The sequence below is a fragment of the Sinorhizobium numidicum genome (assembly GCF_029892045.1).
In the GTDB taxonomy this organism is placed as follows: domain Bacteria; phylum Pseudomonadota; class Alphaproteobacteria; order Rhizobiales; family Rhizobiaceae; genus Sinorhizobium; species Sinorhizobium numidicum.
This window is the reverse complement of record NZ_CP120367.1, coordinates 793463-819843: the sequence shown is the minus strand read 5'-3', so window position 1 is coordinate 819843 and position 26381 is coordinate 793463. Positions and strand designations below refer to the sequence as shown.

Sequence of the window (26381 nt, the reverse complement as noted above, 5' to 3'; positions counted from 1 at the left end):
TTCGCTAGTCTATTGCCGCGATCGGGAAGCGATGTGGACGTTCGTCTATCCTTGCAGCAATTTTAGGCTTCGCCGATCACACAGTCACCGCCCGGTTGCGGGCGACGATTTCGTCGTGGGTCAGGTTGCCGCCGGCTGCCATGAATTCCCTGAGGAGGGCGTCGCGATTACCGGGCGCGCGAGACCGGTCGGCCGATTGCAGCGCCGATTTCAGCTCGCTCGTCTTCAGTTCCGTGCAATAGGCGGGGGTACCAGGCTGCTGACGCCAGGAGTCGCTGAGACTTCCAGAGTCCAGCGCGTTAAAACCGCTGGCCTCTACGAGTTCCATGACAGTGGCCTTCGCCTTCGGGTCACCCGCGACTGGAATGGCGATACGTCGAGATGCCCCGTCTGCCCGGGCATGCCTTCAGTCACGGGACTCTCCGGCGCCGATCGGCTTGTCCGTTGAGCGCCGGAACACCGCGCTCGCGTTGACTCCTCCGAAGCCGAAGCCATTGGAGATCGCGTAGTCCATCTCCACTGGCCGGGCCTGGTTTGCAACGAAGTCTATTCCGTCGCCGGCCGGATCAGGCGCGCTCAAATTGAGAGTTGGCGGTGCCACCTGATCCCTGAGCGCCAGGATTGTGAAGATGGCTTCAAGCCCGCCGGCAGCTCCGAGCAGGTGTCCGGTCGCCGACTTCGTTCCGCTGACAGCCACGCTGAACTCTGCGCCGAAGACCCTCTTGATCGCCGCGATTTCTCCCAAGTCGCCGACTGGCGTCGAGGTCGCGTGCGCATTGAGGTGGCGAATCTCACGCGGTGAAATTCCGGCCTGGGCAATCGCGATCTCCATCGCCCGGCGCGCACCGTCGCCGTCCTCGGGACCGGAAGTGACGTGGTGAGCGTCCGCCGTCGTGCCGTAGCCGACGAGCTCGGCGAGCGGTTTCGCGCCACGCGCGAGCGCATGGCTCAAGGCCTCGATAACCAGGATGCCGGCGCCTTCGCCCATGACGAAGCCATCGCGCAACATGTCGAAGGGGCGCGAGGCCCGATCAGGTGTTTCATTGAAGCCGGTCGAAAGAGAGCGTGCCGCGGCAAAACCACCGAGGCTGACGATATTCATGCATGCTTCCGTTCCGCCGCACACCGCGATGTCGGCTTCATTCGCGCGGATAAGACGAGCCGCATCGCCGATCGCCTGAATGCCGGCCGCACACGCCGTCACCGGCGCGCCGAGTGGACCCTTGAAGCCGTAGCGGATGGAGATTTGACCCGCTGCCAGGTTCACCAGGAAAGATGGCACCGTGAACGGTGAAAGACGCCTGACACCACGCTGATCAACCGTTCGCACCGCTTCCGTTATGGCGGGGAACCCGCCGATGCCCGAAGCGATGATCGTCGCGGTGCGAGCCCGATCAGCTTCCGAGACCGGCTTCCATCTCGCCTGAGCAAGCGCCTCTTCCGCCGCCGCCAGCGCGAAGAGAATGAACCGATCGACCTTGCGCTGATCCTTTGGAGCAAAGACGGTATTCGGATCGAAGCCCGCCTCGGGGTCTTCTTCGAAGGAGGGAACCGTTCCACCGACCTTCGCCGGCAGGTCCCCCACCACATCGTCCGGAAGCCGTCCGATGCCCGAACGACCAGACAAGAGTCGAGACCAGGACGTCGCCACATTGGCTCCGAGGGGGCTAACTGCTCCCATGCCTGTAACAACGATACGGCGCATGTGTTCTCCAGTTATCATTTTGTTGGATCCGTCCGCGAGACTGCGGTGGGTGATCGTGAGAAATCAAGGATTGTGTCGGAGCGCCTACAGCTGCGACGCCGCGACGGGGATGGCGGGAATCTCATGCTTTCCCGGCGGAGGCCGCAATCCGCCGAGCTTCGTCGGCAGCCGCGTTGAGAAACCGCTGCGACATCTCTTCGTCGTTCAAGATACGAGAGATCGTCACGGCACCCACCATGAGCGACAGCATCGCCATGGCTTTGCCGTAGGTATTCGGGCTTTCGGCCTCCGGCATCAATTCGTCGAGAATTTGAAGATGAGCTTGAACGCCATCCTGGAATGGAGCTCTCACCTCCTCGCTTTGACGCGCCGCATCAGCGCCAAGCGCCACCAACGGACAACCGGCGCTCTTCTCTTCGCGATGTCCCAGAGAAAGGTAGAGCTCAATAACGGCCTCAAGGGGATCAGGGCTTGCGGCAGCAACAGCCGACCATCTGCGGGTCGCGTGCTCCATCGCTCGCCTTGACGCCTGTGCCGCAAGATCGTCCTTGGATTCGAACTGCTTGTAGAATCCACCCTGGGTCAGGCCGGCGCCCTTCATCAGATCCTTCAGCCCGATGCCATCAAAGCCGTGCTCTCGAAAAAGCCGGCTCGCTGCGTTGATGACCGCTTCGCGATTTGCTTCCGCCTGTGCGCGGCTAACTCTCATAATCGACCTCCGATTAGATTTCACTTGACATCTATAGCATGATTAGATTTATATCGCAATCTAATAAAGGCAACGCCCGTCAGCAAGGGTTAACTGCAATGAACCGCAAATATCTTCTCACATCCATTGGCCTCCTAGCAGCAGCCGGGGGCGCGGCGTTTGCGTTCGTTTTCGAAACGCCCGGACGGGATGCGGAGGCCGCAGACTCCCGCCTCGCGCCACCACTTGTGAAATTGGTGGAAGCCAAAAGACCGGAAAGAGCTGAGCGCGCCTTCACAGGTACAATCGCCGCCCGGGTGCAGAGCAATCTTGGCTTTCGCGTGCCGGGCAAGATCGTTGAGCGAGTGGTCGACGTCGGTCAGCAGGTCAAGGCGGGGCAAGCTCTGATGCGCATCGACGAAACCGATTTACGTCTTGCGCTGACGGCGAAGCGCAATGCGGTTGCCGCGGCCCGCGCGGTCCTTGTTCAGGCAAGCGCGGACGAGAGGCGCTATGCCGCTCTTGTCAAAGGCGGGGTGGCCGCTACTCCACAACGTTACGAGCAGGCCAAGGCCGCGTTGGATACGGCTGAGGCGCAGCTTGCCGCCGCGGAAGCGGAAGCCAAAGTCGCAGAAAACGAAGCGACCTACTCGGTCCTGGTGGCCGATGCGGACGGAACGGTGATCGCGACGCTCGGCGAACCCGGACAGGTCGTCGCGGCGGGACAGACGGTGGTTCAACTGGCGCACGCAGGCCCGCGCGAGGCCTTGGTCGCGCTTCCCGAAACCGTTCGTCCCGCAATTGGGTCGGAAGCCGAAGCAAGTGTCTATGGAAGTGACGGGCGGCGCGGAAAAACGCGCCTGCGACAAATCTCGGATGCTGCCGATCCCCAAACCCGTACCTATGAAGCGCGTTACGTGCTCGACGGCGACGCCGCCTCGGCGCCGCTCGGCTCGACGGTAACCATCAGAATCCCCAACGGAGAAAGGCAGTCGGAGGTCGCGGTCCCGGTCGGCGCGGTGTTGAATGACGGCAGCCGCACCGGGGTTTGGGTTGTTGACCAAGCTTCTTCCAGCGTGCGCTTCGTTCCAATCCAGATCAAACGGCTCGGTGAAGAAACTGCGTCTATCACCGGCATTGAGGTTGGAGATCAGGTCGTTGCACTCGGGGCGCATCTCCTCAGGGATGGCGCGCCCGTCAGGACCGGGCTTCAGGCAGAGGCGGCGAACCAATGAGCTTCAATCTTTCCGCGCTCGCGGTTCGCGAGCGAGCCGTCACCCTTTTCTTCATCATTCTGCTTGCTGCCGCAGGCGTCTATGCCTTCGGCAAGCTGGGGCGTGCCGAGGACCCCTCCTTCACCATCAAGACCCTGACGGTCACGGCCGTGTGGCCAGGCGCCACAGCGCGCGAGATGCAGGATCTCGTCGCCGAGCCGCTCGAGAAGCGCATCCAGGAACTGACCTGGTACGACCGTGTCGAGACCATAACCCGGCCGGGCTACGCCTTTCTGACCGTCACGCTAAAAGACAGCACGCCGCCCACGGCAGTTGAGGAAGAGTTCTACCAAGCCCGTAAGAAGCTCGGGGATGAAGCCCGCAACCTGCCGTCCGGCGTCTTCGGTCCCTTCGTCAACGACGAGTATTCCGATGTGAGCTTCGCCCTTTATGCGTTGAAGGCCAAAGGCATGCCGATGCGCGAGCTTGTGCGGCGGGCCGAGGTGATTCGCCAGGATCTTCTACATGTGCCGGGCGTCAAGAAAATCAACATCCTTGGAGAGCGGCCCGAACAGATCTTCGTCGAATTCTCCTATGCTAAGCTCGCAACCCTTGGCGTATCGGCACAGGACATCGCTGCGGCCTTGCAAAGGCAAAACACCGTCACGCCGGCGGGCTCGATCGACACACGCGGCCCGCAGGTCTTCATCCGGTTCGACGGCGCCTATGATAGTGTCCAGGCGATCGCCGATACCCCGATCGTCGCTGCCGGACGCACGTTGAAGCTCTCCGATTTCGCAGATGTGCGGCGCGGTTATGAAGATCCCGCTACCTACCTCATCCGCCATGAGGGCGAGCCCGCCATCATGCTTGGCGCGGTGATGCAGCAGGGCTGGAACGGTCTGGAACTCGGCAAGGCGCTCGAAGAAAGATCTGCCGCGATCGCACAGACGCTGCCGCTCGGCATGACGCTCGCCAAGGTCAGCGACCAGGCCGTCAACATCGACGCTGCGGTCGGCGAGTTCATGATGAAATTCGCCATGGCGCTTGGCGTTGTGTTGCTCGTGAGCCTGCTCAGCCTCGGTTGGCGTGTCGGGATCGTCGTGGCGCTGGCCGTTCCGCTTACGCTTGCCGTCGTGTTTCTCATCATGCTGGAAACAGGCCGGTTCTTCGATCGCATTACCCTCGGCGCCCTCATTCTGGCGCTCGGCCTTCTCGTTGACGACGCCATCATCGCAATCGAGGTGATGGTGGTGAAGATGGAAGAGGGCATGGACCGCATCAAGGCGGCCGCATATGCCTGGAGCCATACGGCAGCGCCCATGCTGTCCGGCACACTCGTGACAATCATAGGGCTGATGCCGGTTGGCTTTGCCAGATCAACCGCGGGCGAGTACGCCGGCAACATCTTCTGGGTCGTGGGCTTCGCGCTGATCGTCTCCTGGATCGTCGCGGTGGTCTTCACGCCTTACCTCGGCGTCAAGATGCTGCCGGCGATCAAGCCAGTCGAGGGCGGCCATCACGCCATCTACGACACGCCGAATTACCGGCGCCTGCGGGGGCTCATCAAGTTTGCCGTGCGCCACAAGTTCATGACATGCGCTGTCGTGGGCATCGCCCTGGCTCTTTCTGTCGTTGGCATGGGATCGGTCAAACAGCAGTTCTTTCCGACGTCGGATCGTCCCGAGGTGCTGGTCGAAGTCCGTATGCCCGAAGGCACCAGTATCGAGACGACGACCGCCACGGTCGAGAGACTCGAACGCTGGCTGCAGGAACAGCCCGAGGCAAACATCGTCACCAGCTATGTCGGACAGGGCGCTCCCCGCTTCTTTTTCGCGATGGCGCCGGAATTGCCTGATCCCGCCTTCGCCAAGATCGTCGTGCTCACACCGGACGCGGAGGCGCGCGAGGCTTTGAAGCACCGGCTCCGCAAAGCGGTGTCACAGGGGCTTGCACCTGAGGCTTATGTACGCGTCACCCAGCTTGTGTTCGGGCCGTACACGCCGTTCCCGGTCGAGTTTCGGGTCATGGGACCTGATCCAGAGCAACTGTACAGCATTTCCGAGAAGGCCCTCGACATCATGCGGGGCGTCCCGGACGTGCGGCAGGCCAACCGCGATTGGGGCAACCGTACACCTGTTCTCCGTTTCATCCCGGATCAGGATCGATTGAACCTCATCGGCCTTTCGCCGGCCGAGGCAGCCCAGCAGATGCAGTTGCTGCTGAGCGGCATTCCGATCACGCAGGTTCGCGAGAACATCCGCAACGTGCCTGTCGTCGCACGTAGTGCTGGCGAGAGTCGCCTCGATCCGGCAAGGTTGGCCGACTTCTCGCTGATGAGCAGGGATGGCCGACAGGTTCCGCTCGATCAGATCGGCCATTCCGAAATCCGGTTTGAGGAACCGATTCTGAAACGTCGCGATCGGACCCCGGTCATCACGATCCGATCGGATATCAATGAGGCGACGCAGCCCCCGGAGGTCTCACAGCAGGTCATGACGGCGCTTCAGCCGCTGATCGCCTCGCTCCCCGTTGGATATCGCATTGAAATGGGTGGAAACATCGAGGAATCTCTAAAGGCCAATGTGGCGCTTGTCCAAATCTTCCCGGCCATGATTGCCGCCATGCTGATCGTCATCATCCTCCAGGTCCGCAGCCTGTCAACGATGACAATGGTCATGTTGACGGCCCCGCTCGGTCTTGCCGGGGTGGTTCCAGTGTTGCTCCTCTTCAATCAGCCCTTCGGCTTCAATGCTATTCTCGGACTGATAGGGCTGGCCGGCATCCTGATGCGCAACACGCTGATCCTGACCGAGCAGATCAAGGAGAACCAGGCAGCTGGTCTCGACGACTATCATGCGGTCATCGAGGCGACTGTGCAGCGGACGCGCCCGGTTATCCTGACCGCACTTGCCGCCGTGCTGGCCTTCATCCCTCTCACACACTCCGTCTTCTGGGGATCGATGGCCTATACGCTGATCGGCGGCACGGCGGTCGGCACGGTGCTGATCCTGCTCTTCCTTCCGGCGCTCTATGCGGCATGGTTCCGGATCAAGCCGACCGCAGATGAGGTCCATGAGGATCCGACGGAGGAACCGGAATTGCGAACAGCAATGGCTGCCGAGTAGGGCTCGGTTGTCAGGCGGAGACGGTTCAAGTTCTCGCGCGCTGGCTTTGCCCGAACATACGCAGGGCCAGCCGCACGATCTTACCGCTTGCTGATGACCGTGCAGGGCGAGCCCGGCAGATCCGATTCATCTGGCCTGGAGACATCCGTGAACCATCCGGTCCGAACGGGAACTGATCCCGACGAGGTGCGCCAGCGCATTCTGGAGGTGGCGGAGGAGCACTTTCGCCGCATCGGCTACCATAAAACGTCGGTGGCCGACATCGCCTCCGAGCTCGGCATGAGCCGGGCGAACGTCTACCGTTTCTTTCCCTCCAGGGATGCGATCAACGAGTCCATCTGCAGGCGAGTCGTGAACGAGGTCGCTGACATCGCCATTGCGATCGCACGCACGAACGCAACGGCCTCGGAGAAACTCGACCGGCTCCTGACCGCTATTCACCAGCACAACAAGGTGACACGGCTCAAGGAAAAGCGCATGCATGACCTGATTATCGCCGCCATGCAGGAGAACTGGGCGGTCATCAGGGCGCATATCTTGCGGATGGTGACGATCTTCGAGGCGATCATCCGCGAGGGCATCGAAGCGGGCGAATTCAAGGTCGAAGATGCCGCGCAAGCCGCGCGAGGAGTCATGGCCGCTTTCATGCCATTCTTCCATCCGGTTCTGATCGAGCACTGGCTTCAACACGGCGAAGACACTGAAGCAGGCCTGCGCGAGCAGATTCGCTTTATACAAAAAGCTCTCGGCAAGTCGGACTAAGCGGGCTGCCGTATTCGCATGCGGCGCTGGCCGAGGAGCGGTGGGGGCCCATATGCCGGAAGAGACGGTGAAACCCTACTTCGCCCGAGATAGCGCTCTAAAAGCGTGCCCACGCCCATCTCGCGCAATACGCGCTGACCGGGTGGATGCGGACCTTGCGGGCACACTATCCGACAGTCGGCTCAGGGTCGCACTTTGCCATCCGCAAAGTGCCCGCCCACGACAGTTGTATGGTGAAACCGGCCAAAATCCCCGTCGCAAAGTTATCATGGCCGCCTAGGGTGTCATGTCGCCCCTACCGGAACCGACCCTATGGCGGCGTTGCGGACGACATCAGCAAGGAACTGCGGCTACACAAGCTCAGACGTCGTCATCCACTGCGCGACCTAGTGATTGATCGGCTGAAGCCCCATTGGTCGCCGGAACAGATCGTCGGTCGCCTTCTTGCCGATGGCATCAGCGCCGTCGGCATTTGGCCAGAAAACGATCTACCGCTTCATCTACTGCAAGGGAAATTACGCCCTCGGCTCCTATCGGCCTCTTCCGGAAGGGCGGCGCAGACGCGGTCGTCGCGGATCAAACCGCGCAGGAGCTTCATCCCGTTTGACTGCCGGATCACCCAACGTCCTGAATTCATTAATGATCGTTCGCAATTCTGTCATCAGGAAGGTGATCTTTCGCTCTTCTGTCGCGAGCTGGGCGAAGCCAACGTTGCCTCGCGGTGATGATCAAGAACCGCAGCCGGCACTCGCGATCTGTCATGGACAAGACGTCCTCGACTTCTCGCCCTGTCGTCCGCTGCACGTCGCAGCTTTACATTTGATCGCGGTACAGAGTTCTGGAAAATGGGATCTGCGTCAGAAGCTAGTCCTGCGACCCGAATTCATTCTGGCAGAAAAACACATCCGCCGCTTCATGCACCGCGTCGCGGATCTATCCGAAAGTCATGCAGCAGCAGTTCGTCGACCTCGCCCATTATCTGAAATTCGCTCCGCAGAAAGTGCTTCGGCTATCGGACACCGGCCCAAGTCTTCACCGCACATTTGCGCGAGTGCGGGTGACGCCCCTACTCTTTGCACGCCCCCGTTGCAGTTGGTATAGCCTCTGCAAATCTGCTACATTCCTGCATAAAGCATAAATTAGTGAAATGGTCGGGAACCGACTGCCTTTACGTTAGCAATTATTCAAGAAATTGACGCGGGGTGCGCAGCGCGTTCCGCCAGGGTCTTCACAGGGATTCGGAGGGGGATTATCCATGGCCGTCATCAGCGGTACATCCGGAAACAATACTCTTATCGGCACGGGTCAAGACGATACGATCAACGGCCTGGCCGGTGACGATCTCATTCAGGGACTAGGAGGATCGGACGTCATCGACGGCGGCTCGGGCGTCGACACGGCCGACTATCGGGAGAAAACGGCAGGGATCACCGTCACGCTCAACGGCGGCGTTGATGCGGTGGTGACGGTCGGCGGCATTGCGGAAGACATCCTCCGCAGGATCGAAAACGTCTATGGCGGCTCGGGCGACGACACCATTACGGGCGACATCCAAGCCAATCTCTTCAGGGGCGGCCTCGGAAACGACGTGCTCGACGGTGGCGCTGGGATCGACACGGCCGACTATAGCGACAAGACGACATCGGTCGTGGTCACCTTGACGGGCGCGACGCCGGCCACGGTCTTCGTCAACGGTGCCGCAGAGGATACTCTCAGCAACATCGAGAACGTATATGGCGGCTCGGGAGACGACATCCTGACCGGCGACGGTCAGAACAATGTCCTGCGCGGCGAGGTCGGCAACGACACCCTCAATGGCGGCGCTGGCGACGATTCCCTGTTCGGCGGCGCCGGCAATGACACGGTCGACGGCGGCACCGGGAGCGACACCTTTGACCTGCGGGAAAAGACAGCTGCGATCGTCCTAAGGCTCAACGGCGCCAATGCCGCTACGGTCTTCGTAGGCGGCGCTGCGGAGGACACGGTCAGCAATGTCGAGAAGATCGTCGGCGGGTCCGCGGGCGACACGCTTATCGGTGATGCCGCCGGCAACAAGTTCTCGGGCGCCCGCGGCGATGACTGGCTGATGGGAGGCGACGGGGCCGATATCCTGGACGGCGGCGAGGACAGCGACACCGCCGATTACAGCGACAAGACGGCCGCCATCGCCGTGACGCTGAACGGCAGCAATCTCGCCACGGTGGCGGTGGGCGGCGTTGCCGAGGACTCGATCACGAAGATCGAGAACGTCGTCGGCGGATCGGGCGACGACAAGATTACGGGCGATGCAGCCGCCAACACGTTCCGCGGGGGCCTCGGCGCCGACGTCTTGGATGGCGGCGCCGGCACCGACACGGCCGATTTCACCGACAAGACTCAATCCGTCCTCCTCACCCTCAACGGGGCCACCGACGCTGTCGCGACTATCGGCGGAACGGCAGAGGACACGGTCCGTAACATGGAGAGCATCATCAGCGGGTCGGGCGACGACCAACTCACCGGCGATGCGGCCGCCAACACGTTCCGCGGGGGCCTCGGTGCTGACGCGTTGGATGGCGGCGCCGGCGTCGATACCGCCGACTATAGCGACAAGACGGCGTCCGTGGTCGTCACGCTGGCCGGCGCGAGCCCGGCCACGGTGTTCGTTGGCGGTATTGCGGAGGATACGCTCCGAAACATAGAGAACATCCTCGGCGGCTCGGGCAACGATGTCCTGCGGGGCGACGCCTTTGCGAATGTGCTCGATGGCGGTGCCGGCATCGACAAGGTCGACTATTCGGCGTCGGCCAAGCCGATCGCGGTCACGCTCAACGGCGCCAACAATGCAACGGTCTTCGTCGGCGGTATTGCCGAGGATACCGTCCGCAACATCGAGTATGTGACGGGCGGCGCCGCGTCGGACGTGATCACCGGCGACGCACAGGCGAACATCTTCGTCGGCGGAGGGGGCGACGACCTCCTCAAGGGCGGAGGCGGCCTCGATGTCATCGACGGTGGCATCGGTTCCGACACCATCGACTTCGGTGACAAGACGGCCGCGATCGTCCTGACGCTGGCGGGGGCGGCGAACGCGATCGCCACCGTCGGCGGGATGGCCGAGGACACGGTCCGCAACATCGAGAACATCTTCGGAGGTGCCGGCGCCGACGTGCTGACCGGCGACGGCGGCAGCAACACGTTGCGCGGTGGCCGGGGCGCCGATAGTCTCGACGGCGGCGCGGGTGTGGACACGGCCGATTATCGGGACAAGACGAACACCATCGTCGCCACGCTCGATGGGCCGAATACCGTGATCGTCAAGATCAACGGCCTGAATGAGGACACGATCCGGAACTTCGAGAACATCTCGGGCGGCTCCGCTGGTGATACGCTCACCGGCGACAGCTTGGCCAATACGTTGCGCGGCAACGATGGCGGCGACACGCTGAAGGGCGGCCTGGGCAAGGACGTGCTCGACGGAGGCAACGGCATCGACACGGCCGATTACCTCGAGAAGACCGACGCAATCAGCGTCACTCTCAACGGCACGGCGAATGCGAGCGTCCTCGTCGCCGGCGCAGCCGAGGACACCATCCGCGGCGTCGAGAATATTCTCGCGGGATCCGCTGCCGACACGCTTGTCGGCGACGGCGCAAACAATCTGTTCCGTGGCGCTCTAGGAGCCGATTTCATCGACGGCGGCGCAGGCGTCGATACGGCAGATTATCGCGAGAAGACGGTCGCGGTCAGCGTGACCCTCAACGGAGGGAGCGACAGCTTTGTCTTCGTCAATGGCACCGCGGAAGACACCATCCGCAACATCGAGAATGTGTTCGGCGGCAAGGGTAACGACACCCTCACAGGCGACGGCCTAGCCAACAGGCTCGACGGCAATGACAACAAGGACCTGCTCACGGGTAGCGGCGGAGCAGACACTCTCGATGGCGGGGCGGGCGTCGACACGGCGAACTATCGCGACAAGAGCGTATCGATCTCCATCACCCTCAATGGCGCCACCTATTCGACAGTGACCGTCGGGGGCGTGGCTGAGGATACGATCCGCAACATTGAGAACGTCTGGGGCGGGACCGGTGGCGACAGGCTGACGGGCGACGCGAACGCCAATCTCCTTTCGGGCGGCGGCGGAAGCGACGCGCTGTTCGGTGGCGCAGGGGCCGATACGTTCCAGTTCGATTTCGCGCTCGGAGCGACGAATATCGACACGGTCTCGGATTTCGCCACGGGGGACAAGCTCGCCCTCTCGAAGGGCGTCTTCACCACGCTGAGCGTCGGCTCTCTGGCGAGCGCGCAATTCTATGCGGCGGCCGGCGCAACCGCAGCGCAGGACACGAGCCAAAGGATCATCTATGACACGACGACCGGTGCGCTCTACTACGATGCCGACGGCAGCCTTTCCGGTGCCACGGCCGTTCAGTTCGCCGTGCTCTCGACGCATCCGGGCCTGACCACGGGAGATTTCCTGATCGTGTAGCGGGCGCCGGCGTAGGCCGGTAGCTCGAGGGCGAGCTTGCAATCGTCACTGGGGCAGCTTGGGGGCAGCTTGGTCCGCTGGCCGCGTGCGCGGCGGCGGGATGAGCATTGTGCGAACGCCAATAGACGCATTCGCCCGCTTCATGCCATGCGATATGGACCTATCCGCCGTTACGCGAGCGCAGCTCGCCACCCTCGCCCGTCACCTCAACTCGCTACCGCGAAAGTGTCTGGGCTATCGGACACCGGCCGGGTCTTCCTGGCGCATTTTGCGCGAACGGCTGATCCCCTACCCTGCCCACGTTGCACTTGGCGCAGATTTTCCAAGGTCACTTTTCTCGGCCCCTTGGCTCATGACGAGCTACGATGTCCCCGATTGGGCGGAAGCGTGGAGCCAAGTTTTGCAAGCTCGCGCGCTTTTCGCATGTGCTCCGACTGTTCACATCGTATGCCAATAGGCTGCTACTGATTGTTCTTCCTTCGCAAACCCTCGATCGCGAAGGGTTGCTCGAATGGCCTTTGCGGCCTTAGCTTCGCAGGCTACCCACGCAAATCTTTTCAGAGAAATATGCGGAATGTCCACGTGGGCGATGGCCTGCGCAAGGCCGGGGCGACAGCTGGCTTCGCTCGCGTCGCGATACAGCCACTTGGTGTCAACGGCCGCCCGGCTTGTAAAGGAGATGGTATCTGCCGAAGTGCCAACCTCGATTATCACCGTCGCCGTCTTGGTCTCATCGAGCGATTCCAGAATTCGGGAAATTGCTGGTAGAGCAGTTTCGTCTCCGGCAAGGAGATACCACTGAGCGTCATTGAATCCTCCGCCGCTCGGCCCAGCCGCACCAACCACGTCGCCGCGTGCTGCGCGCCTTGCCCAACTGGAACCGGGACCTTCGTCGTCGTGCATCACGAAATCGACGGCAATCGTATGGTTTGCCGGGTCAACGAAACGGACTGTATAGGCTCGCCAAATCGGCTTGATGTCGGATGAAGGCACCTGCTGTTGACTTTCCGAAGACCCATGTCGTTCGGCGATCTCCTGAAAATTGAACAGGATTCGCAAATGTATGTCGTCCAACGTGTCGAAGGACCTCGTGTCGGCTGTCCGAAATCTGATCCGCCGGAGTCTGGGCGCAATGTCGGTGGTACTGTCGACCGTCAGAACGCAGAAGCTGGGCGGCAAATGACGTTGAAGACAGCTTTTGCTCCACTCGATCCGAGCTGTTCGAGCGGCCGGTTCATCCGCGAGAGCATCTTCGAGCCATACCTTGACGAAATACAGTGTCTCGAGATCGGCGGCGAAAACATCCACCTCGATGCCACCGTCTATCAGCCTCAGTATGCCTGACACTGCCGCCAACTCGACGACCAAGCTGCCGCTGGACAGGTGGCTGTCGACGTCGTGTTCAAGCAAGTGGATGTGAAGACGTTCCAAGACGCATTCGGGGCTGTTCGTCAGGATGCTTGCCTGCAGCCGGTAAGCCAAATTTGTATCTTTTGTCGACGTTGTATCATCGCCCCCGCTCATGAGCCCGCCCTGTCCGCAAGGACGGCCGGATGCCATAGCCGGTTCGAGAAAAAGTGCTGTCTGGAGATCGACATGATCGCCGCACGTTTTGTCGGAAGATCAACGGTTCTTGTATGAGAGAAGCCCGAGCGCTGCAGGTTACGGAGTTGACGGTGATGCGCAGCACTCGGCTCTTGAACGATCCGTTCGGTTCGGGGGTCGTCGAGAAACATCAAATGAAGTAGGGAGGGCAGCCAGGCCGTGAACCACAGCTTCCCGCGAAAAGCCCCCTCCCCGACGATGACGTGACAGCCGCGGTCGTAGTCGCCGGCACCGCAGAAAGTACCGATCAAATCCTCTTTCGCCCAATAGATCTCGAAATAGGAAAAGGCCTGCTCGTCAAAGCGGCCGATCAGCGGTATGATGTGAGGATCGGCCAGCATGCGATCCAAATACCGTCTGTGAGCGGCTTCGCTTCCTGCTTCGTTCCAAAACTCGTCCACTCTTGGATCGTTCATCCAGCGGTGAATGTCGGGCAGGTCCTCAAGTGTCGCCACGGTGAACGAGAGCGTGCCGGAGAGCCAGGGAATGAACCGGGCATAGAGACATCCAGCCGGCTTCGGCGGCCGCAAAGGATGTTCGGTCTTGCCATCAAAGATGTCGCGTCGCGGACGGGCACATGATGGCGAGGCCATCCAGATCTCGGGCATCTGCCAGAACATTTCCGCAAACACCGCTGGCGCGAGTGCATCCTTGCCGTCGATCACAAGGCCACGCCGTTTCAACTCCGGCAATAGGAGATTCCAGCCATCGCCCGCGAGCACGATCGAGACCAAGTCTCTCCTTGTCGCGAACAGATACTCGAAGACGGCGCAAGCAAGTCGAAAACCCCAAGCGTGGCCCGTGCTGAGATCGTCGATTCTCAGTGCCCCCTCCGAAAGCTCGAAGCGTGCCGTGTGATCCTTAACCGCCGAAACCGACAGGATGGATCCAGCCTGGCGCACGTCGACGGACCTGCACGCGTGAAGCTGAAAGGATCGAAACATGCCGCCGTCTCGATCGTCAGTCTTTTGGGGCTCGCCGATCATTTCCCGCTGTCCTTGACGCGATTGGTCCATCAAAAGACCTTCGTCAGCGAGATTGCGAATGTGCGTCCGCGGCCCTTGTAGTCGAATATCGATTCGTCGGCCAATCCGCCATAAAGGGCTTTGGCGCGGGAGCCCCAAATCGTCGTGTAGTCGGTGTCGAAGACGTTATGGATGCCGAAATTCAGCGTCGTGTCGGTATTTTCGAAGGTGTAGCCGCCGGTCAGATCGAACAGCGTATAGTCGTCGATCGTAAACCCATCGGCGTCCATGAGCTCGAAGACATGCTGGCCGTAAAATTTTAGGCTGAGAGCGTCATTAGTCCAGCCGACATAGCCGCCAAGCTTGGAGACGCTTGCGGTTCCAATAGAGTCCTTCTCCCAGCCGTCGTCCTTGACTTCGGTTCTCACCCAATGACCCAAAACCCCAACATCGAAACCATGGTCAAGCTTTGCGCCCACTTTTCCTTCTATGCCATAGACTCGTCTCTCCTGATCGACGACTTCGACCGCAAGCGTCGAGCGATTGAGATTGATGGATCGATCGGAAAGAGAGTAATAGGCCGCGGTTTCAAGGTTGTAGGTGCCGTCGTCAACACGATAGCCGATTTCAAACGAATTGGTCTTGATGGCCTCAAGCGCTGAGTCGCCGACATTCACGCTGTTGATAAGCGTGTAATGTCCACCCGCGAGCGAATAGAGGCCATACCCGTAGTATTTGGCCGGATCCGGCAGCTCGAAGCCCTGGCTGAAGTTTGCATAAACCTGCTGCGTATTCGTCAATTGGTAGGTCGCGCCGGCACTGAACAGAGCGGCGTCATAGTTGACTTCGCCGCCGGGTATGACATCGGCGGAGGTCGCGCTCCCTTGCAGGATGGCGACCTGCTGCGCCGCCCCGACGAAGTCGGAGACCTTGGTGTTGACGAATTGGTAGCGGACGCCGCCGTTCAGCGTCACCCGGTCGGTGGCCTCGTAGGAGGCCTCCGCAAATCCGGCGATCGTGGAGACATCGATAGAGGGATAAAGGCCGGTTATGCCAACCGTATCGAAATCGAGACCCCCGCTGACGGCGGCAGTCCGCATGTCGAAGACGTTCTGACGCGACTTGAAGGAATCCCGATCGGCATCGACACCATAAGTTATCTTCAGCTGGTCTGTGGGCTCCGCGACAAGCGCCGCTTTGACGCTGTAATAGTCGGTGTCCTGCGAACTGCCGGCGAAGTAAGTGCCGGTTTCGGCGTTGCCGCTAGCGGGAAAGGGATTGAACTTGATTTTTTCGCTTCTGTAAGCGCCTTGCAGCAACAGTTGCTGCCCGAAAACGTCATCATCGGTGTAGGTGACGTTGTACATCGAACGGCGGGTTTGCGGATTGAAGTCGGACTCGTACCCGTCACGAGTTTCAAACAGGCTCGGATTTCCAAGCGCTGCGAAATTGAGACCGTAATAAAGACCGTAATCCGAATCCTGCTTGCTATCGAAATATTGCCCGGAAAATTCGAGGCGGCGGCCCTCGTCGACCTGGTAGCCGATCGACCCCATCAGGTCGATGCGCTCGTTGAAGGCCGTGGAGGTCTGCGTGATGTCGGGAATGAGTATCGTGTCGCTGCCGTCGTAAAAGGCGCCGGTCCTGTTCCCGGCGATCGAGAAGCGGGCATCCCAGTTGTCGCTGTCGTAGGTAACGGCGCCCGCCGCATTGCGATCGAAGTCCTGGCTGCCTGCGAAGCCGCTGCCCATGCCGCCGGTGACTTCGGCGTGAAGCCCCGGCTCTGCGTCCTTGCCCTTCTTCGTGATGATGTTGATGATGCCGCCCGTCGCGTTCCCGCCATAGATTGCGGTCGCTCCGGACAGGACCTCCACCCGCTCGATGTTGAAGGGATCGATGGAATCGAACTGGCGGCTGAGCGAACGCGCTGAATTCATCGAGACACCGTCGATGAGGATGAGCGGTGTTCGGCCGCGCAGATTCTGCCCGAAGGATGTGCGCGCTCCCTCGCTCGCAGGATCAAAACTTGGAATGGCGTCAGCTAGAATCTGCTGCAGCGTTTTGCCGGACCGAGCCTCGGTCTGGATTTGAGCCGACTCGACGACGTAGATAGTGCGCGCGATTTCGGAAATCTGCTGAGGGGATCGGCTGCCCGTAACCACGATCGCTTCCAGGCTCGTCGCAGCTTCCGCTTGATCGGCCGAACTGCCCTCCTGGGCAACCGCGCTCGTGCCGACCGCCATCGCCACGGCGAAGAGGCCAAAGCCTACGCCGCCATTCTCATTCTTACCCATAACGCCCCCTGCGCGCGCGAAGACAATTGTCGCTGCGGACAGCGAGCAAATTGCAAATACAAGACTATTTAAGTCATGTTTTATGAGCTAAGGGTGTTCGCCGCTTGGATAATGGCGAACCTCATTTGGACGGATGCGAACGTCAACAGGAAAGGCTGGCTCACGACATGGAGATAATCCGACCGCTGAAATTCGGGATGCTTCCTGATCGCGAAAGCAGACTCGTTTGCAGGAGCATCCTTTTGGACATGCTCGGAGAGGCTACGATTGCCGTGGAAGATGGCGATCTAGCTGGCGTGACGGGGTTGTTCTGGAAATATGTGTCCCTTTCGCTAGCAACGCTCTACTTCCCCAAGGCACCGCTTCGCCTCACCGCAAACGGCGTAAGCGATGCCGGCATTGTCATCATGCGTGCCATGGACGGTCCGCTTGTTATCCATCATCGCCGGAACAAGGTGGAGACGGCACGGGCGGATGTCATCTTTCTTCCCGCAGACGCGTCATCTGAAATCACGCTGCCGGAAGGCGGGCGTTTCGACTGCGCGCATCTCCCCGCCTATGCGCTTGCTTCAATGCGCGATATTTTGAAGCCAATGATGATGCAACCACTTGCTGCCGACTGCTTGCCGCTGCAGCTACTCACGAACTATGCCGGCTATCTTCTGAGACAGGAATATCAAAGCGAGGAGCATGCCGGCATGATGGTCGCCCATTTCTATGATCTTCTGCCAGTGCTTGCTCAGCATGTCGGCAACATCGGTCCGCGAGACACGCCCCAAAGCCGCATGGCCTCCATCAAGACGCTGATAGAAGAAAACCTTGCGAACGGCGCTTTCTCGATCACCGACGTAGCCGAGGCCGAGGGCGTCACTCCCAGAGCAATCCAGAAATTCTTCAGCCGGGAAGGAACGACCTTTTCCCGCTACATGCTTGGAAGGCGGCTTTCACTCGCCAAGGGGCTCATACTGGCGGAAGGCGACGCCACCTCCATCAGCCAGATCGCCTACACTGTGGGCTTCAACGATCTTTCGTATTTTAACCGCACCTTCAGAAGCCGCTACGGCGTGCGCCCCTCCGACCTGCGCCGGCTCACCGCGACAGCCGCCTGACGAAGAGCGTGATATGTCCGAATGTGAAGGGCCGTCCACCGGAAGGGTGGCGGCCCCTTGTATTTTTCAGCAGCTTCAGGAGCGACTACGCCGCATTGCTGCGCCTGTCGAAAGCAACCAACGGGTTGTCCACCATGCCCTGGAAATCCGGCACCGGGCGTTCGTCATCATCGGCATAACCATGCGTGAACAGGCGAACCCGGTTCAGGCAAAGGCGCGGATATTCGTCGCCGAAGAGATCGAACGTCGCGAAGCGGGATGCCATGTCGGGGAAGCGTTTCTGATACCGCAGTACACTCTCGCGCGCCAAGGCCCAGAAGGCGTCTTCGGAGAGGCCGGAGCGCTGGTCGAGCAAGACCGACATGTAGCGGAAGACGCATATAAAGAGTGTCGTCTGGATGAAGTGGATGAGAAAGTCGGCAGGCAGGCACAAAAGAACGGCCCTGACCTCATCCGGCATGCTCGCGCTTTCGGGAAACTCCAGATCGCAGACGATCACGTCGTCGATGAAGTCGCGCAGCGCCAGGCGTTCGGGCCGGCTTTCCTTCAGAATGAGCGTCGCATTCTGGCCGTGTGCCGAAAAGGCAAGGCCATGCTTCGCCAGCAGGTGGAAAACCGGCGGAATGACGACGTCGAAGAACCGCGCCATCCATTCCGATACGGTCATGCCTGCTTTTTCGGCTAACGCCTGGACCACCGGCTTGCCGTCTGTGCCGGCATGCAGGAGGGCGGCAAGGGGCATGCCGGTTTCGCCCGGCTTCAGATGCGCCGCCAGGCTGTCGCGCCACAGGCAACCGAGCATCTCGTTGAATTGATAAGGCGCGCCCTCGACGCCGGAGAATTGCGGATGGACATAGTGCATCCCTGCGCGCTCGCCGAGAAGAACGAGACCGCACTCTTCCAACAGGAAACGATCCTTGACCAGCAACTGGTCGAGCCATGTCGTCAGCGGCGCTGCCGTCAGCGCCCGCTTTCCGGGAATACCTCGGTAGACGGCGGTATTCAGGATGGTCATGCACAGTTTCAGCGTCGATTTCTCCGGATGGGAAATGTTCGACAAGGTGCGCACGGATTGCTGCGGCACATAGAGATCGTCTCCCTTGCCGAGCAGCACCATGTGTCCGGAGGCGATATCGGCGGCGAAATGCGGCACGATCATATGGTCCCACTGCCAGGGATGGACCGGCATCATGTAATGCGTCTCGGTAGAGCCGCCACGCGCGGCGAGCACGGCGCAAAACGCACCGAAACGAGAGGTGCCGACGGCCTCGCGGACGAGCCGCTCGTTCGTAAGCTTCTGCTCCGCGACGAAGGACGCGCGATCCTTGCTGACGCCGAGCCAAAGCACCTCCGTCGCGGTCCGATTTTCCGGCGCATAGGCGAGATAATCGGAATAGCCGAGGCCGATACGCCCCTTGCTGACCGTCACCCAGGGATGGCCGGTGGTCTCGCCCTCCATGCGAATGTCGTCCAACTCCGCAAGTTCCGCACCGGTTTTTGTGGCCCGCGCGGCGATATGCGCATCGGCGACGAGCGTGTTGCCAAGCTCCTTGATGAAGTGCGCGACCGTCATCGGCTTGACGCCGAGCTTCGGAAGCACTTCGGCGCAGAAGGCAAGCGGATCGTCAAGCAGCACATCGGCATCGCCGTGCCGCTTGGCGATGCTCGTCGGATCGACCGAGAGATTGTCGAAGACATAGCGCTTGGCTTTGAAGCGATACGCGACCTCTCCGATATCGACACGGTAGTGGCCCGGGTTTTCCTCCTGAACACCGAAGACGCGTTCATAGGCGAATTCCTCAATGACCTTGGCCAAAAGACGTCTCGATGCCTGTTGCCAGAGCTCTTTGGAAAAGGCGCCGGGAAGAAGCGGGTCATGACGCATGGGCATAGAAATCTCCTGAAATCGAGGATCGGGCGGTCTGGCCGGAAGGCAGGCCGAAGTTCTGGAATGACGCCGGCGCGCCGACGCGGTAATGCTCGCGACCGACAAGCTGGTTGATGATGACCGCATTGCGGAAGGCGCCGAGGCCGAGGTCGGGCGCCCCGACGCCGTGGTGGAAGGTTTCGGCGTTCTGGACGAAAACATTGGCCTTGCCGCCGTCGCTGCGGCGTGCACGGAAATCCTCGCCGACGATCAGGTCGCCTTGCTCGCAGGTTTGAAGAACGCTGCCCTTGAGCGAGCCCAGCCATTCCGGCCAGGCATGCCGGTAGCCCGTCGCGGCAACGATCGCGTCCGTTTCGACGGTCGCCTTCTCATCGAGGTGATTATGGCTGATGCCGATGCGGAAAGACCCTGACGGTCCTGCGCTCTCCAGTTTTTCGACCGCGCAATTGGAAAAGAGCGACAGGCCGGGATCGCGGCCGCCGACTGACCGTTCGTACAGGAGATCGAAGATCTCGCCGATGGTCGAGAAGCTGATGCCCTTGTAGAGCAGGCCCTGGTTCGCGACTATCTCGCGGCGTTTGGCCGGCGCGATCTGATGGAAATGGCGCATGTAGTCAGGCGTGAAATATTCAAGCCCGAGCTTGGAATATTCCATCGGGAAGAAACCCGCCGAGCGGGTGATCCACTGAATGGAAGCGCCGGCTGCGACCATCTCGGGCGTCAGATCGCTGTAGAGCGCAAGAATGCACTCGGCGGCACTTTGCCCGGAGCCGATAACAGTCACGCGGCGACGTTTCGAAAGCTCCATGCGCCGCTTGCCGAACTCGCTGGAGTGCAGCAGGGGCGCCGTCGTTTTGATCCGCGCCCATTGCGGCAGGAAGGGAGCTGTGCCGACGCCGATCGCGAGGTTGCGGCTTCGATATCGCTTCTTTCCGCCCGCGGCGGACCGGCTTTCGACCGAGAAGCCATCGGATGCCGCCTCGTGGGTGACGTCGACCACCTCCTCATCGAAGCGGCACGAGGAAAGTTGCTCCGACGCCCAGCGGCAATAGTCATCGTATTCCTGCCGCGGGATCATGAAATGTTCGTAGAAATAGAACTTGTAAAGGCGATCATGCACTGCAAGGTAGTTGAGGAAGCTCAAGGGATGCGTCGGGTCCGCCATAGTGACGAGGTCGGCCATGAAGGGGACCTGCAGCGTCGTCCCCGGAAGGAGGAGCCCTTCGTGCCAGCGAAACGCCGGCTTGCGCTCGAGAAAGACGCCCGAGAGATTTTCGTGGGAAGAGAGAAGGGCGGCAAGACCGAGATTGAACGGCCCGATGCCGATCCCCGCCAGATCGAGATCCATCATGGTTATAATCCGAATTGTTGGATGAAGCGTCCCCGGTGGCAAAACATCAGTTTGGCGCGCTTGTCGGGAAGATCGATTTCGCCCTGCTCCTCGAAGGCGCAGACCGGCGCATAGCGAAGCAGACGCCGTGCCTCGACGCTCGGTTCGCCGACGATCTTCCGGGTTGCGGGATCATCGAGAAAGAGGAAGCGGGTGAAGGCACGGATCACTGCCGGCGCGATGCCGCGGCCGAAAAAATCAGGTTCGCCGACCAACATATGCCAGCCCCTGTCCTTCTCCTCGGCCGGATAATACCGACCGAGAATATCGTCCTTCGCCCAATAGGCTTCCCAATAGCTCATCGGGGTCCCATCGATGAGGCCGATATATGGGTCCTGATGCGGATCGGCGAGATTGGCGTCGATGTAGGCGGCGATGTGTTCGATCGGCTTCGCCATCTTCCATTGCGGCACCACATGCGCCTGATTCATCCACCGCCACAAAAGCTCCAGATCGCGCTCTTTCTCCAGAAGCCGGAAGCTGATCGTCCGACCGATATCGGGATCGTAGCGCGAGTAGGCGAAAGGCGTGTCAGGCTTGCTGAGATCAAGCATCGGCCAAGGCCTTTTCGGTCTGCAGCAGGGGATTGACGATTTCGAGATAGACCGATTGCGTCTCGAGCGGACCGACGAGTTCGTCCAACCGTGCAATGCGGGTCTTGAGGTTCGCCTTGCACTGCAGCGTCGGTGCCAGCATCTTGCGCACGAGCCGAGAATTCGCGCCCTCCAGCGCTTCGAGCCGCAACAATTCGTTGCGCAGCATGTCAAGCAGCACGATCTCGCCGACAAGCCCCTCCCGCCCCAGCGCGCCGATCATGCCGAGGACCGAATTGATGAAGGCGTAATAGAGGAGGCGCTCGTCGACGGGCTCCTCGCCGAAGACGGATTCGCTTGCTTCGCCGAGGCCCGGCATGGCCTCGACAAGTGCCTTGTGTGCGCGCTCGTGATGGAAAAATCCCTGGTTATCGCGATAGAACACGCCAATCGGATAGCCGTCCTCGATCTCGATCACGATGTTCTGCTGGTGCGCCTCCATGGCGATGCCATGGCGCAGATAAAGCGCGAAGATCGGGCGGACAAAGATCGTCAGAAACCGCTCGAACCAGTCCTTCGCAACGGCATCGAGAGGACGTCCTTCCAACCGCGCCCGGTTGCGGACCAGGGCGCCGAGCCGACTGCCGCGATCCGGCAGATGCTCGCATAGGGCAGCGAGCAGCGATACGTTGCGGTCAGCATCTGCCCCCATGAAAGGATTTTCCCGCATCGACACGGAAAGGCCGTCGATCACCACGCTGTCGACCTTGACGCCCATATAGGCAGGATCCGGGACGAGCGTCAGGCCGGGATAGCTGCGCGAAAAATCCTGCCACAGCCGATGACGGCGGAAGCGATACATATCGTCACCGCGATGCAGCTCGCGGGCAAGATTGACGCGGACGGAATTAGTGATGCCGACGCCCAGCGAAAGCTTCGGCATGAAGGGCGCATCGGGGCGATAGAGCGTGCGCACGGACGACGTCGGGAACCATGGCTCGCCGGCCTCGCCGCAATCTACCAGGCGGCAGTTGGCCACGAGGGCGGCCACCGCGGGGTCCTTCAGCATGTGGTCCGCTTGCCAGGGATGCACCGGCAGCAATGCGAAGTCCCCCTCGGGCAGACGCGCCTTGATCGCGTCGAAATCGCTTCCAATTGCCGCCTTCAGCCATTCTTCGGCCGAAGGGGAGCCCTGCGAATGGCCGGTATGGAAAAGGCTGCGTTCGACGGCGAACCACCGCAGCGGAAAACCGGCTGCGAATTCCGGCGAATAGCGGCGCGACTCCGCTTCCGTCATGCCTTCGCGGCTTTTCGGGCAGGGATGAATGCCGTGTCCAGCAATCAGCCCCTGTTCCGCCGCGATGAAGGAGACCTCGTCGCCGGCGAGACCGGCCAGGTCGGGGTTGCGCGCTTCAAGCGCCGCTTCGATAAGGAGACGGCTCGAATGTGTACGGTTCAACAGGTCGGCCCGGCCGTCCTTCGCAGCAGCGGAAGGTTCCAGCCGTTCGATAACGGCCGTTATCGCGTCTAACGCGCTGATCGCCTTCGGCCCATCTTTGTCGGTCAGCATCACCGGCGCGCCGAAAAGGTGATGACCGGTTGCCGAGCGGTAAAGCGCAGGCAGATCGAGGCTTCCGCCGCCGTCCGGGAATGTCAGCGTGAATTGCAATTGCCCCGACCTGTCCGACCAGCGGACACGATCGGGATATTCGCGTGCCACGCAGTTGAGAAGGGAGCGCAGGGTAAGCGTTGCAGCATTATGTGCGTGCATGGTGGGTCTCCAGTTCGCAGGCCGTTTCGCCGATCGCATCGAGGACACGGTGGACGACATCGGGGGTTGAACGCGGATTGAGCAGCGTGAGCTTGAAATGGACGCGGCCGTCGAGAACGGTCGTCGCGAGAGCCGCGATGCCGGCATGGAAGAGCGCCGCGCGCGTTTTCAGCGTGATCGCGTCGGACAGCTCCGGTCCGCCCGCGGAGACGTAACGGAACAGAACGGTCGAGAGCGACGGTGGCCGCGCGAGAAGCAAATATTGCCGGGCTTCCACGGCCTCCGCCGCGGCACGGGTATTTTCCAGCGTCTGGCAGATCAGTTCGTCCAAGCCGTCGCGGCCGATGGCCCGCATGGTCATTAGGATTTTCAGCGCATCGGCTCTGCGCGTCGTCTGCATCGAACGCTCGACGAGGTTCGGCGCATCGGCAAAGACGGCATCTTCCGGATTAAGGTAGTCCGCCTTGCTCGCAAGCGGTGCAAAATGCGCCCGATCGCCCAGCAGAAGCGCGCCGCAGCTGATCGGCTGAAACAGCATCTTGTGAAAATCGAGCGCGATTGAATAGGCGCGCTCCAGCCCCGCAAGACGACCGCGATGGCGCGAAAACAGAAGCCCTCCGCCGTAGGCGGCGTCCACATGCATCCAGAGATCCTGCGCGGCAGCGAGATCGGCGATTTCCGGAAGGGGATCTATGGCGCCGAGGTCGGTCGTTCCGGCCGTCGCGACTACCGCGACCGGCAGGCGACCAACATCGACGACCTGCCGCAGGCCGGCTTCGAACGCCGACACCGACATCCGGCCCTGCACATCCGTTGCAATGGAAATAACCGCATCATCCGCAAAGCCGAGAATGGCTGCACTCTTGCGTATGCTGAAATGCGCGTGCTCCGATGTGAAAATAACGCCGGATTTCCGCGCTTCGGCGCCGTAGCGCGCAGCGGCCAGATACAACGCCGTCATGTTCGACTGGCTGCCGCCGCTGGTGAAGTTGCCGCTTGCCGAGACAGGCAATCCCGCAAGTTCCGTGAGCTGCGCTAGAACCCGCTCTTCAACGAGGGTGGCGAAGGGCGATTGATCCCAGGAATCGAGCGACTGGTTGGTGGCTGAAATCAGGACTTCCGCAGCCAGCGCGGGCACCGCGACCGGGCAATGGAGATGCGCCATTGCCGCCGGATGACCGACCGCCAGCGCATGTTCAAGCGCCGGCCTGCCGATGTCGGCAAGCGCGGCGGCGATGCCGGTTCCGACTTCAGGGAGCGGGTCGAGATCATCGAGAAGTCCGCGCAGACCCTGAACGCTCGTCCCCGAGTAAAGGCTGTTTGTGGCCGCCGCGCCTTCGGAAACAAGGTCGACGGCCTGAAGCATCGCGTCACGAAACGCCCGACGCGATGCGGTATCGGTGCTGAAGATCTGGTCCGCGTAGTCCGGCTCGATGGCTGGCGCGGCTTTGAGTGCGGCGAAATTCATATTCATGCGGCCTTGCGTCCAAGGCGCTCGAATGCGGCGGCAAGGATGCTCGACACCTGATCGATCTCCGCATCGGATATCGTGAGCGGCGGCAAAAGGCGCAGCACGCTGCCGTAGCGGCCGCCGGTTTCGAGAATGAGGCCGGAACGGAATACATCATTCTGGATCATCCGGGCGATCTCCGGTCCATGCGGCGGATGGCCGAGCGCATCTGGCCGACCATCCGGATCGACGATTTCGACCCCGAGCATCAGGCCTTCGCCACGCACCTCGCCGACATAGGGCGTGTACGCCGCGATCCGTTCGAGATTGGCGCGCAGCCTCCGCCCGGCGATCGCTGCCCGCTCGACGAGCCCCTCCCGCTCTATGATTTCGAGCGTTTTCGACCCGGCAGCCATGGCTAGCTGATTGCCGCGGAAAGTGCCCGCATGGGCGCCCGGCCTCCAAAGATCGAGCCCCTCGCGGTAGATCATCACCGCAAGCGGCAGGCCGCCGCCGATCGCCTTGGACAGAACGACGATATCCGGAACGATGCCTGCCTTCTGAAAGGCATAGAAGCTGCCGGTGCGACCAACACCGCTCTGGACCTCGTCGAGGACGAGCGGGATGCCGAGATCGAGCGTCACGCGACGGACGGCGCGCAGCCACTCGGCCGGGGCCGGAATGACGCCGCCCTCGCCCTGCACGGCTTCCAGAATGACGGCGGCCGGGAGGTTGACGCCGCCTTCGGGATCACGCAGCGCCCGCTCGAAATACTCGGCGGCTAGGGTTGCCGTTTCCTCGCCGCCGCGGCCAAAGGGGCAACGATAGGCATAAGGATAGGGAAAGAAATGCGCGCCCGGCACAAGCTGGCCGACGGCAGCCTTCGCTCCGAGCGAACCCATAAGGGAAAGCGAGCCCTGCGACATGCCGTGATAGGCGCCCCGGAAAGAGATGATATCGGTGCGACCGGTCGCGGTCTTTGCAAGCTTGATGGCGGCCTCGACAGCATCCGTTCCGCTCGGCGAGCAAAATTGAATCCTGCCCCCTTCGCGAAGCCCAGAGGGAAGGGTTTCGAAAATGTCGGCAACGAACCGGTCCTTCACCGGCGTCGTCAGGTCGAGAGTGTGGAGCGGCAGACCGGAACGCAGCACGTCCTGCAACGTCTCGATCACCTCCGGGTGATTGTGGCCGAGCGCCAGCGTTCCGGCGCCTGCGAGGCAATCGAGATAGGTCCTTCCCTCGACATCGGTAACCGTGCAGCCGAAGGCGGACTTCAGCGCGACGGGAAAACGCCGCGGATAGCTGCGGGCATTCGACTCTCGTCTCGCCTGCCGGTCGAGATAGAAGTCATTGCTGGCGCGTGCGGAAGCATCCATGAGATCAACTCCGTTCAAGATTTTCCGGGGAG

The 26381-nt window shown here is 61.2% G+C and carries 17 protein-coding genes and 3 pseudogenes; 8 read left to right on the top strand and 12 right to left on the bottom strand.

The annotated features are described in order from the left end of the window. Nucleotides 1-76 precede the first annotated feature (76 nt). The 3 genes and pseudogenes from PYH37_RS03920 to PYH37_RS03910 form a co-directional block, all read right to left on the bottom strand. Nucleotides 77-391: pseudogene (locus PYH37_RS03920) on the bottom strand (3-hydroxyisobutyrate dehydrogenase); the annotation flags it as partial. 15 nt (nt 392-406) lie between these two features. Then, on the bottom strand, nt 407-1705 hold the full coding sequence (gene fabF, locus PYH37_RS03915) for a beta-ketoacyl-ACP synthase II (RefSeq protein ID WP_280732121.1): 1299 nt from the start codon (nt 1703-1705) through the stop codon (nt 407-409). A 121-nt stretch (nt 1706-1826) separates the two neighbouring features. Then, a complete protein-coding gene (locus PYH37_RS03910) occupies nt 1827-2414 on the bottom strand; it encodes a TetR/AcrR family transcriptional regulator (protein WP_280732120.1) in 588 nt (195 codons plus the stop codon). 98 nt (nt 2415-2512) lie between these two features. Between PYH37_RS03910 and PYH37_RS03905 the strand changes: the two genes are divergently transcribed. The 6 genes and pseudogenes from PYH37_RS03905 to PYH37_RS03885 form a co-directional block, all read left to right on the top strand. Continuing rightward, nucleotides 2513-3628, top strand: coding sequence for an efflux RND transporter periplasmic adaptor subunit (locus tag PYH37_RS03905; RefSeq protein WP_280732119.1), 1116 nt, complete (start codon nt 2513-2515; stop codon nt 3626-3628). After that, nucleotides 3625-6735, top strand: a complete 3111-nt coding sequence (locus tag PYH37_RS03900; protein ID WP_280732118.1) for an efflux RND transporter permease subunit — start codon at nt 3625-3627, stop codon at nt 6733-6735. Before PYH37_RS03905 ends, PYH37_RS03900 begins: the two co-directional genes overlap by 4 nt. Before the next feature lie 147 nt (nt 6736-6882). After that, nucleotides 6883-7497, top strand: coding sequence for a TetR/AcrR family transcriptional regulator (locus PYH37_RS03895; RefSeq protein ID WP_280732117.1), 615 nt, complete (start codon nt 6883-6885; stop codon nt 7495-7497). 311 nt (nt 7498-7808) lie between these two features. Then, nucleotides 7809-8558 (top strand): annotated as a pseudogene (locus tag PYH37_RS32385) (IS30 family transposase); the annotation flags it as partial. A gap of 194 nt (nt 8559-8752) precedes the next feature. Continuing rightward, nucleotides 8753-11968, top strand: a complete 3216-nt coding sequence (locus tag PYH37_RS03890) for a beta strand repeat-containing protein (protein WP_280732116.1) — start codon at nt 8753-8755, stop codon at nt 11966-11968. Between the two features lie 114 nt (nt 11969-12082). Next, nucleotides 12083-12247 (top strand): annotated as a pseudogene (locus PYH37_RS03885) (IS30 family transposase); the annotation flags it as partial. Nucleotides 12248-12406: 159 nt separating this feature from the next. On the opposite strand, the gene PYH37_RS03880 reads toward PYH37_RS03885, so the two are convergent. Then, nucleotides 12407-13147: a siderophore-interacting protein gene (locus tag PYH37_RS03880; protein WP_280736695.1), complete on the bottom strand. Its 741-nt coding sequence runs from the start codon at nt 13145-13147 to the stop codon at nt 12407-12409. Here PYH37_RS03880 and PYH37_RS03875 point away from each other — a divergent pair, their 5' ends adjacent. Continuing rightward, a complete protein-coding gene (locus PYH37_RS03875; RefSeq protein WP_280736698.1) occupies nt 13148-13312 on the top strand; it encodes a hypothetical protein in 165 nt (54 codons plus the stop codon). A gap of 176 nt (nt 13313-13488) precedes the next feature. Here PYH37_RS03875 and PYH37_RS03870 read toward each other — a convergent pair whose 3' ends face one another. Together PYH37_RS03870 and rhtA are read right to left on the bottom strand one after the other, a co-directional pair. Then, nucleotides 13489-14559, bottom strand: coding sequence for a GNAT family N-acetyltransferase (locus PYH37_RS03870; RefSeq protein WP_280732114.1), 1071 nt, complete (start codon nt 14557-14559; stop codon nt 13489-13491). Between the two features lie 29 nt (nt 14560-14588). Then, entirely contained in the window at nt 14589-16832 is a 2244-nt protein-coding gene (gene rhtA / locus PYH37_RS03865; protein ID WP_280732113.1) for a TonB-dependent siderophore receptor RhtA, read from the bottom strand. A 167-nt stretch (nt 16833-16999) separates the two neighbouring features. On the opposite strand from rhtA, the gene rhrA reads away from it, so the two are divergent. Continuing rightward, complete coding sequence (rhrA, locus tag PYH37_RS03860; RefSeq protein WP_280732112.1) at nt 17000-17941, top strand: rhizobactin biosynthesis transcriptional regulator RhrA; 942 nt, start codon at nt 17000-17002, stop codon at nt 17939-17941. An 85-nt stretch (nt 17942-18026) separates the two neighbouring features. Here the strand turns inward: rhrA and PYH37_RS03855 are convergent, their stop codons facing one another. From PYH37_RS03855 to rhbA, 6 genes are read right to left on the bottom strand one after another with little or no spacing between them, the layout of a single operon-like run. After that, complete coding sequence (locus PYH37_RS03855) at nt 18027-19832, bottom strand: IucA/IucC family protein (RefSeq protein WP_280732111.1); 1806 nt, start codon at nt 19830-19832, stop codon at nt 18027-18029. Beyond that, nucleotides 19816-21180 carry a rhizobactin siderophore biosynthesis protein RhbE gene (gene rhbE / locus PYH37_RS03850; protein WP_280732110.1) on the bottom strand — a complete coding sequence of 455 codons (1365 nt, stop codon included), beginning with the start codon at nt 21178-21180 and terminating at the stop codon, nt 19816-19818. Before rhbE ends, PYH37_RS03855 begins: the two co-directional genes overlap by 17 nt. 2 nt (nt 21181-21182) lie before the next feature. Beyond that, on the bottom strand, nt 21183-21773 hold the full coding sequence (rhbD, locus tag PYH37_RS03845) for a rhizobactin siderophore biosynthesis protein RhbD (RefSeq protein ID WP_280732109.1): 591 nt from the start codon (nt 21771-21773) through the stop codon (nt 21183-21185). Next, nucleotides 21766-23523 carry a rhizobactin siderophore biosynthesis protein RhbC gene (gene rhbC, locus PYH37_RS03840; RefSeq protein WP_280732108.1) on the bottom strand — a complete coding sequence of 586 codons (1758 nt, stop codon included), beginning with the start codon at nt 23521-23523 and terminating at the stop codon, nt 21766-21768. The genes rhbD and rhbC overlap by 8 nt, the downstream gene beginning before the upstream one ends. Then, nucleotides 23510-24997, bottom strand: coding sequence for an L-2,4-diaminobutyrate decarboxylase (gene rhbB, locus PYH37_RS03835; RefSeq protein ID WP_280732107.1), 1488 nt, complete (start codon nt 24995-24997; stop codon nt 23510-23512). Before rhbB ends, rhbC begins: the two co-directional genes overlap by 14 nt. Then, entirely contained in the window at nt 24994-26349 is a 1356-nt protein-coding gene (gene rhbA, locus PYH37_RS03830; protein ID WP_280732106.1) for a diaminobutyrate--2-oxoglutarate transaminase, read from the bottom strand. Before rhbA ends, rhbB begins: the two co-directional genes overlap by 4 nt. Nucleotides 26350-26381 lie beyond the last annotated feature (32 nt).

Coding starts and splice junctions, on each gene's coding strand:
- fabF (WP_280732121.1), bottom strand. CDS start 1,705: ATGCGCCGTATCGTTGTTACAGGCATGGGAGCAGTTAGCCCCCTCGGA.
- PYH37_RS03910 (WP_280732120.1), bottom strand. CDS start 2,414: ATGAGAGTTAGCCGCGCACAGGCGGAAGCAAATCGCGAAGCGGTCATC.
- PYH37_RS03905 (WP_280732119.1), top strand. CDS start 2,513: ATGAACCGCAAATATCTTCTCACATCCATTGGCCTCCTAGCAGCAGCC.
- PYH37_RS03900 (WP_280732118.1), top strand. CDS start 3,625: ATGAGCTTCAATCTTTCCGCGCTCGCGGTTCGCGAGCGAGCCGTCACC.
- PYH37_RS03890 (WP_280732116.1), top strand. CDS start 8,753: ATGGCCGTCATCAGCGGTACATCCGGAAACAATACTCTTATCGGCACG.
- PYH37_RS03875 (WP_280736698.1), top strand. CDS start 13,148: ATGACGTTGAAGACAGCTTTTGCTCCACTCGATCCGAGCTGTTCGAGC.
- PYH37_RS03870 (WP_280732114.1), bottom strand. CDS start 14,559: ATGATCGGCGAGCCCCAAAAGACTGACGATCGAGACGGCGGCATGTTT.
- rhtA (WP_280732113.1), bottom strand. CDS start 16,832: ATGGGTAAGAATGAGAATGGCGGCGTAGGCTTTGGCCTCTTCGCCGTG.
- rhrA (WP_280732112.1), top strand. CDS start 17,000: ATGGAGATAATCCGACCGCTGAAATTCGGGATGCTTCCTGATCGCGAA.
- PYH37_RS03855 (WP_280732111.1), bottom strand. CDS start 19,832: ATGCCCATGCGTCATGACCCGCTTCTTCCCGGCGCCTTTTCCAAAGAG.
- rhbE (WP_280732110.1), bottom strand. CDS start 21,180: ATGATGGATCTCGATCTGGCGGGGATCGGCATCGGGCCGTTCAATCTC.
- rhbD (WP_280732109.1), bottom strand. CDS start 21,773: ATGCTTGATCTCAGCAAGCCTGACACGCCTTTCGCCTACTCGCGCTAC.
- rhbC (WP_280732108.1), bottom strand. CDS start 23,523: ATGCACGCACATAATGCTGCAACGCTTACCCTGCGCTCCCTTCTCAAC.
- rhbB (WP_280732107.1), bottom strand. CDS start 24,997: ATGAATATGAATTTCGCCGCACTCAAAGCCGCGCCAGCCATCGAGCCG.
- rhbA (WP_280732106.1), bottom strand. CDS start 26,349: ATGGATGCTTCCGCACGCGCCAGCAATGACTTCTATCTCGACCGGCAG.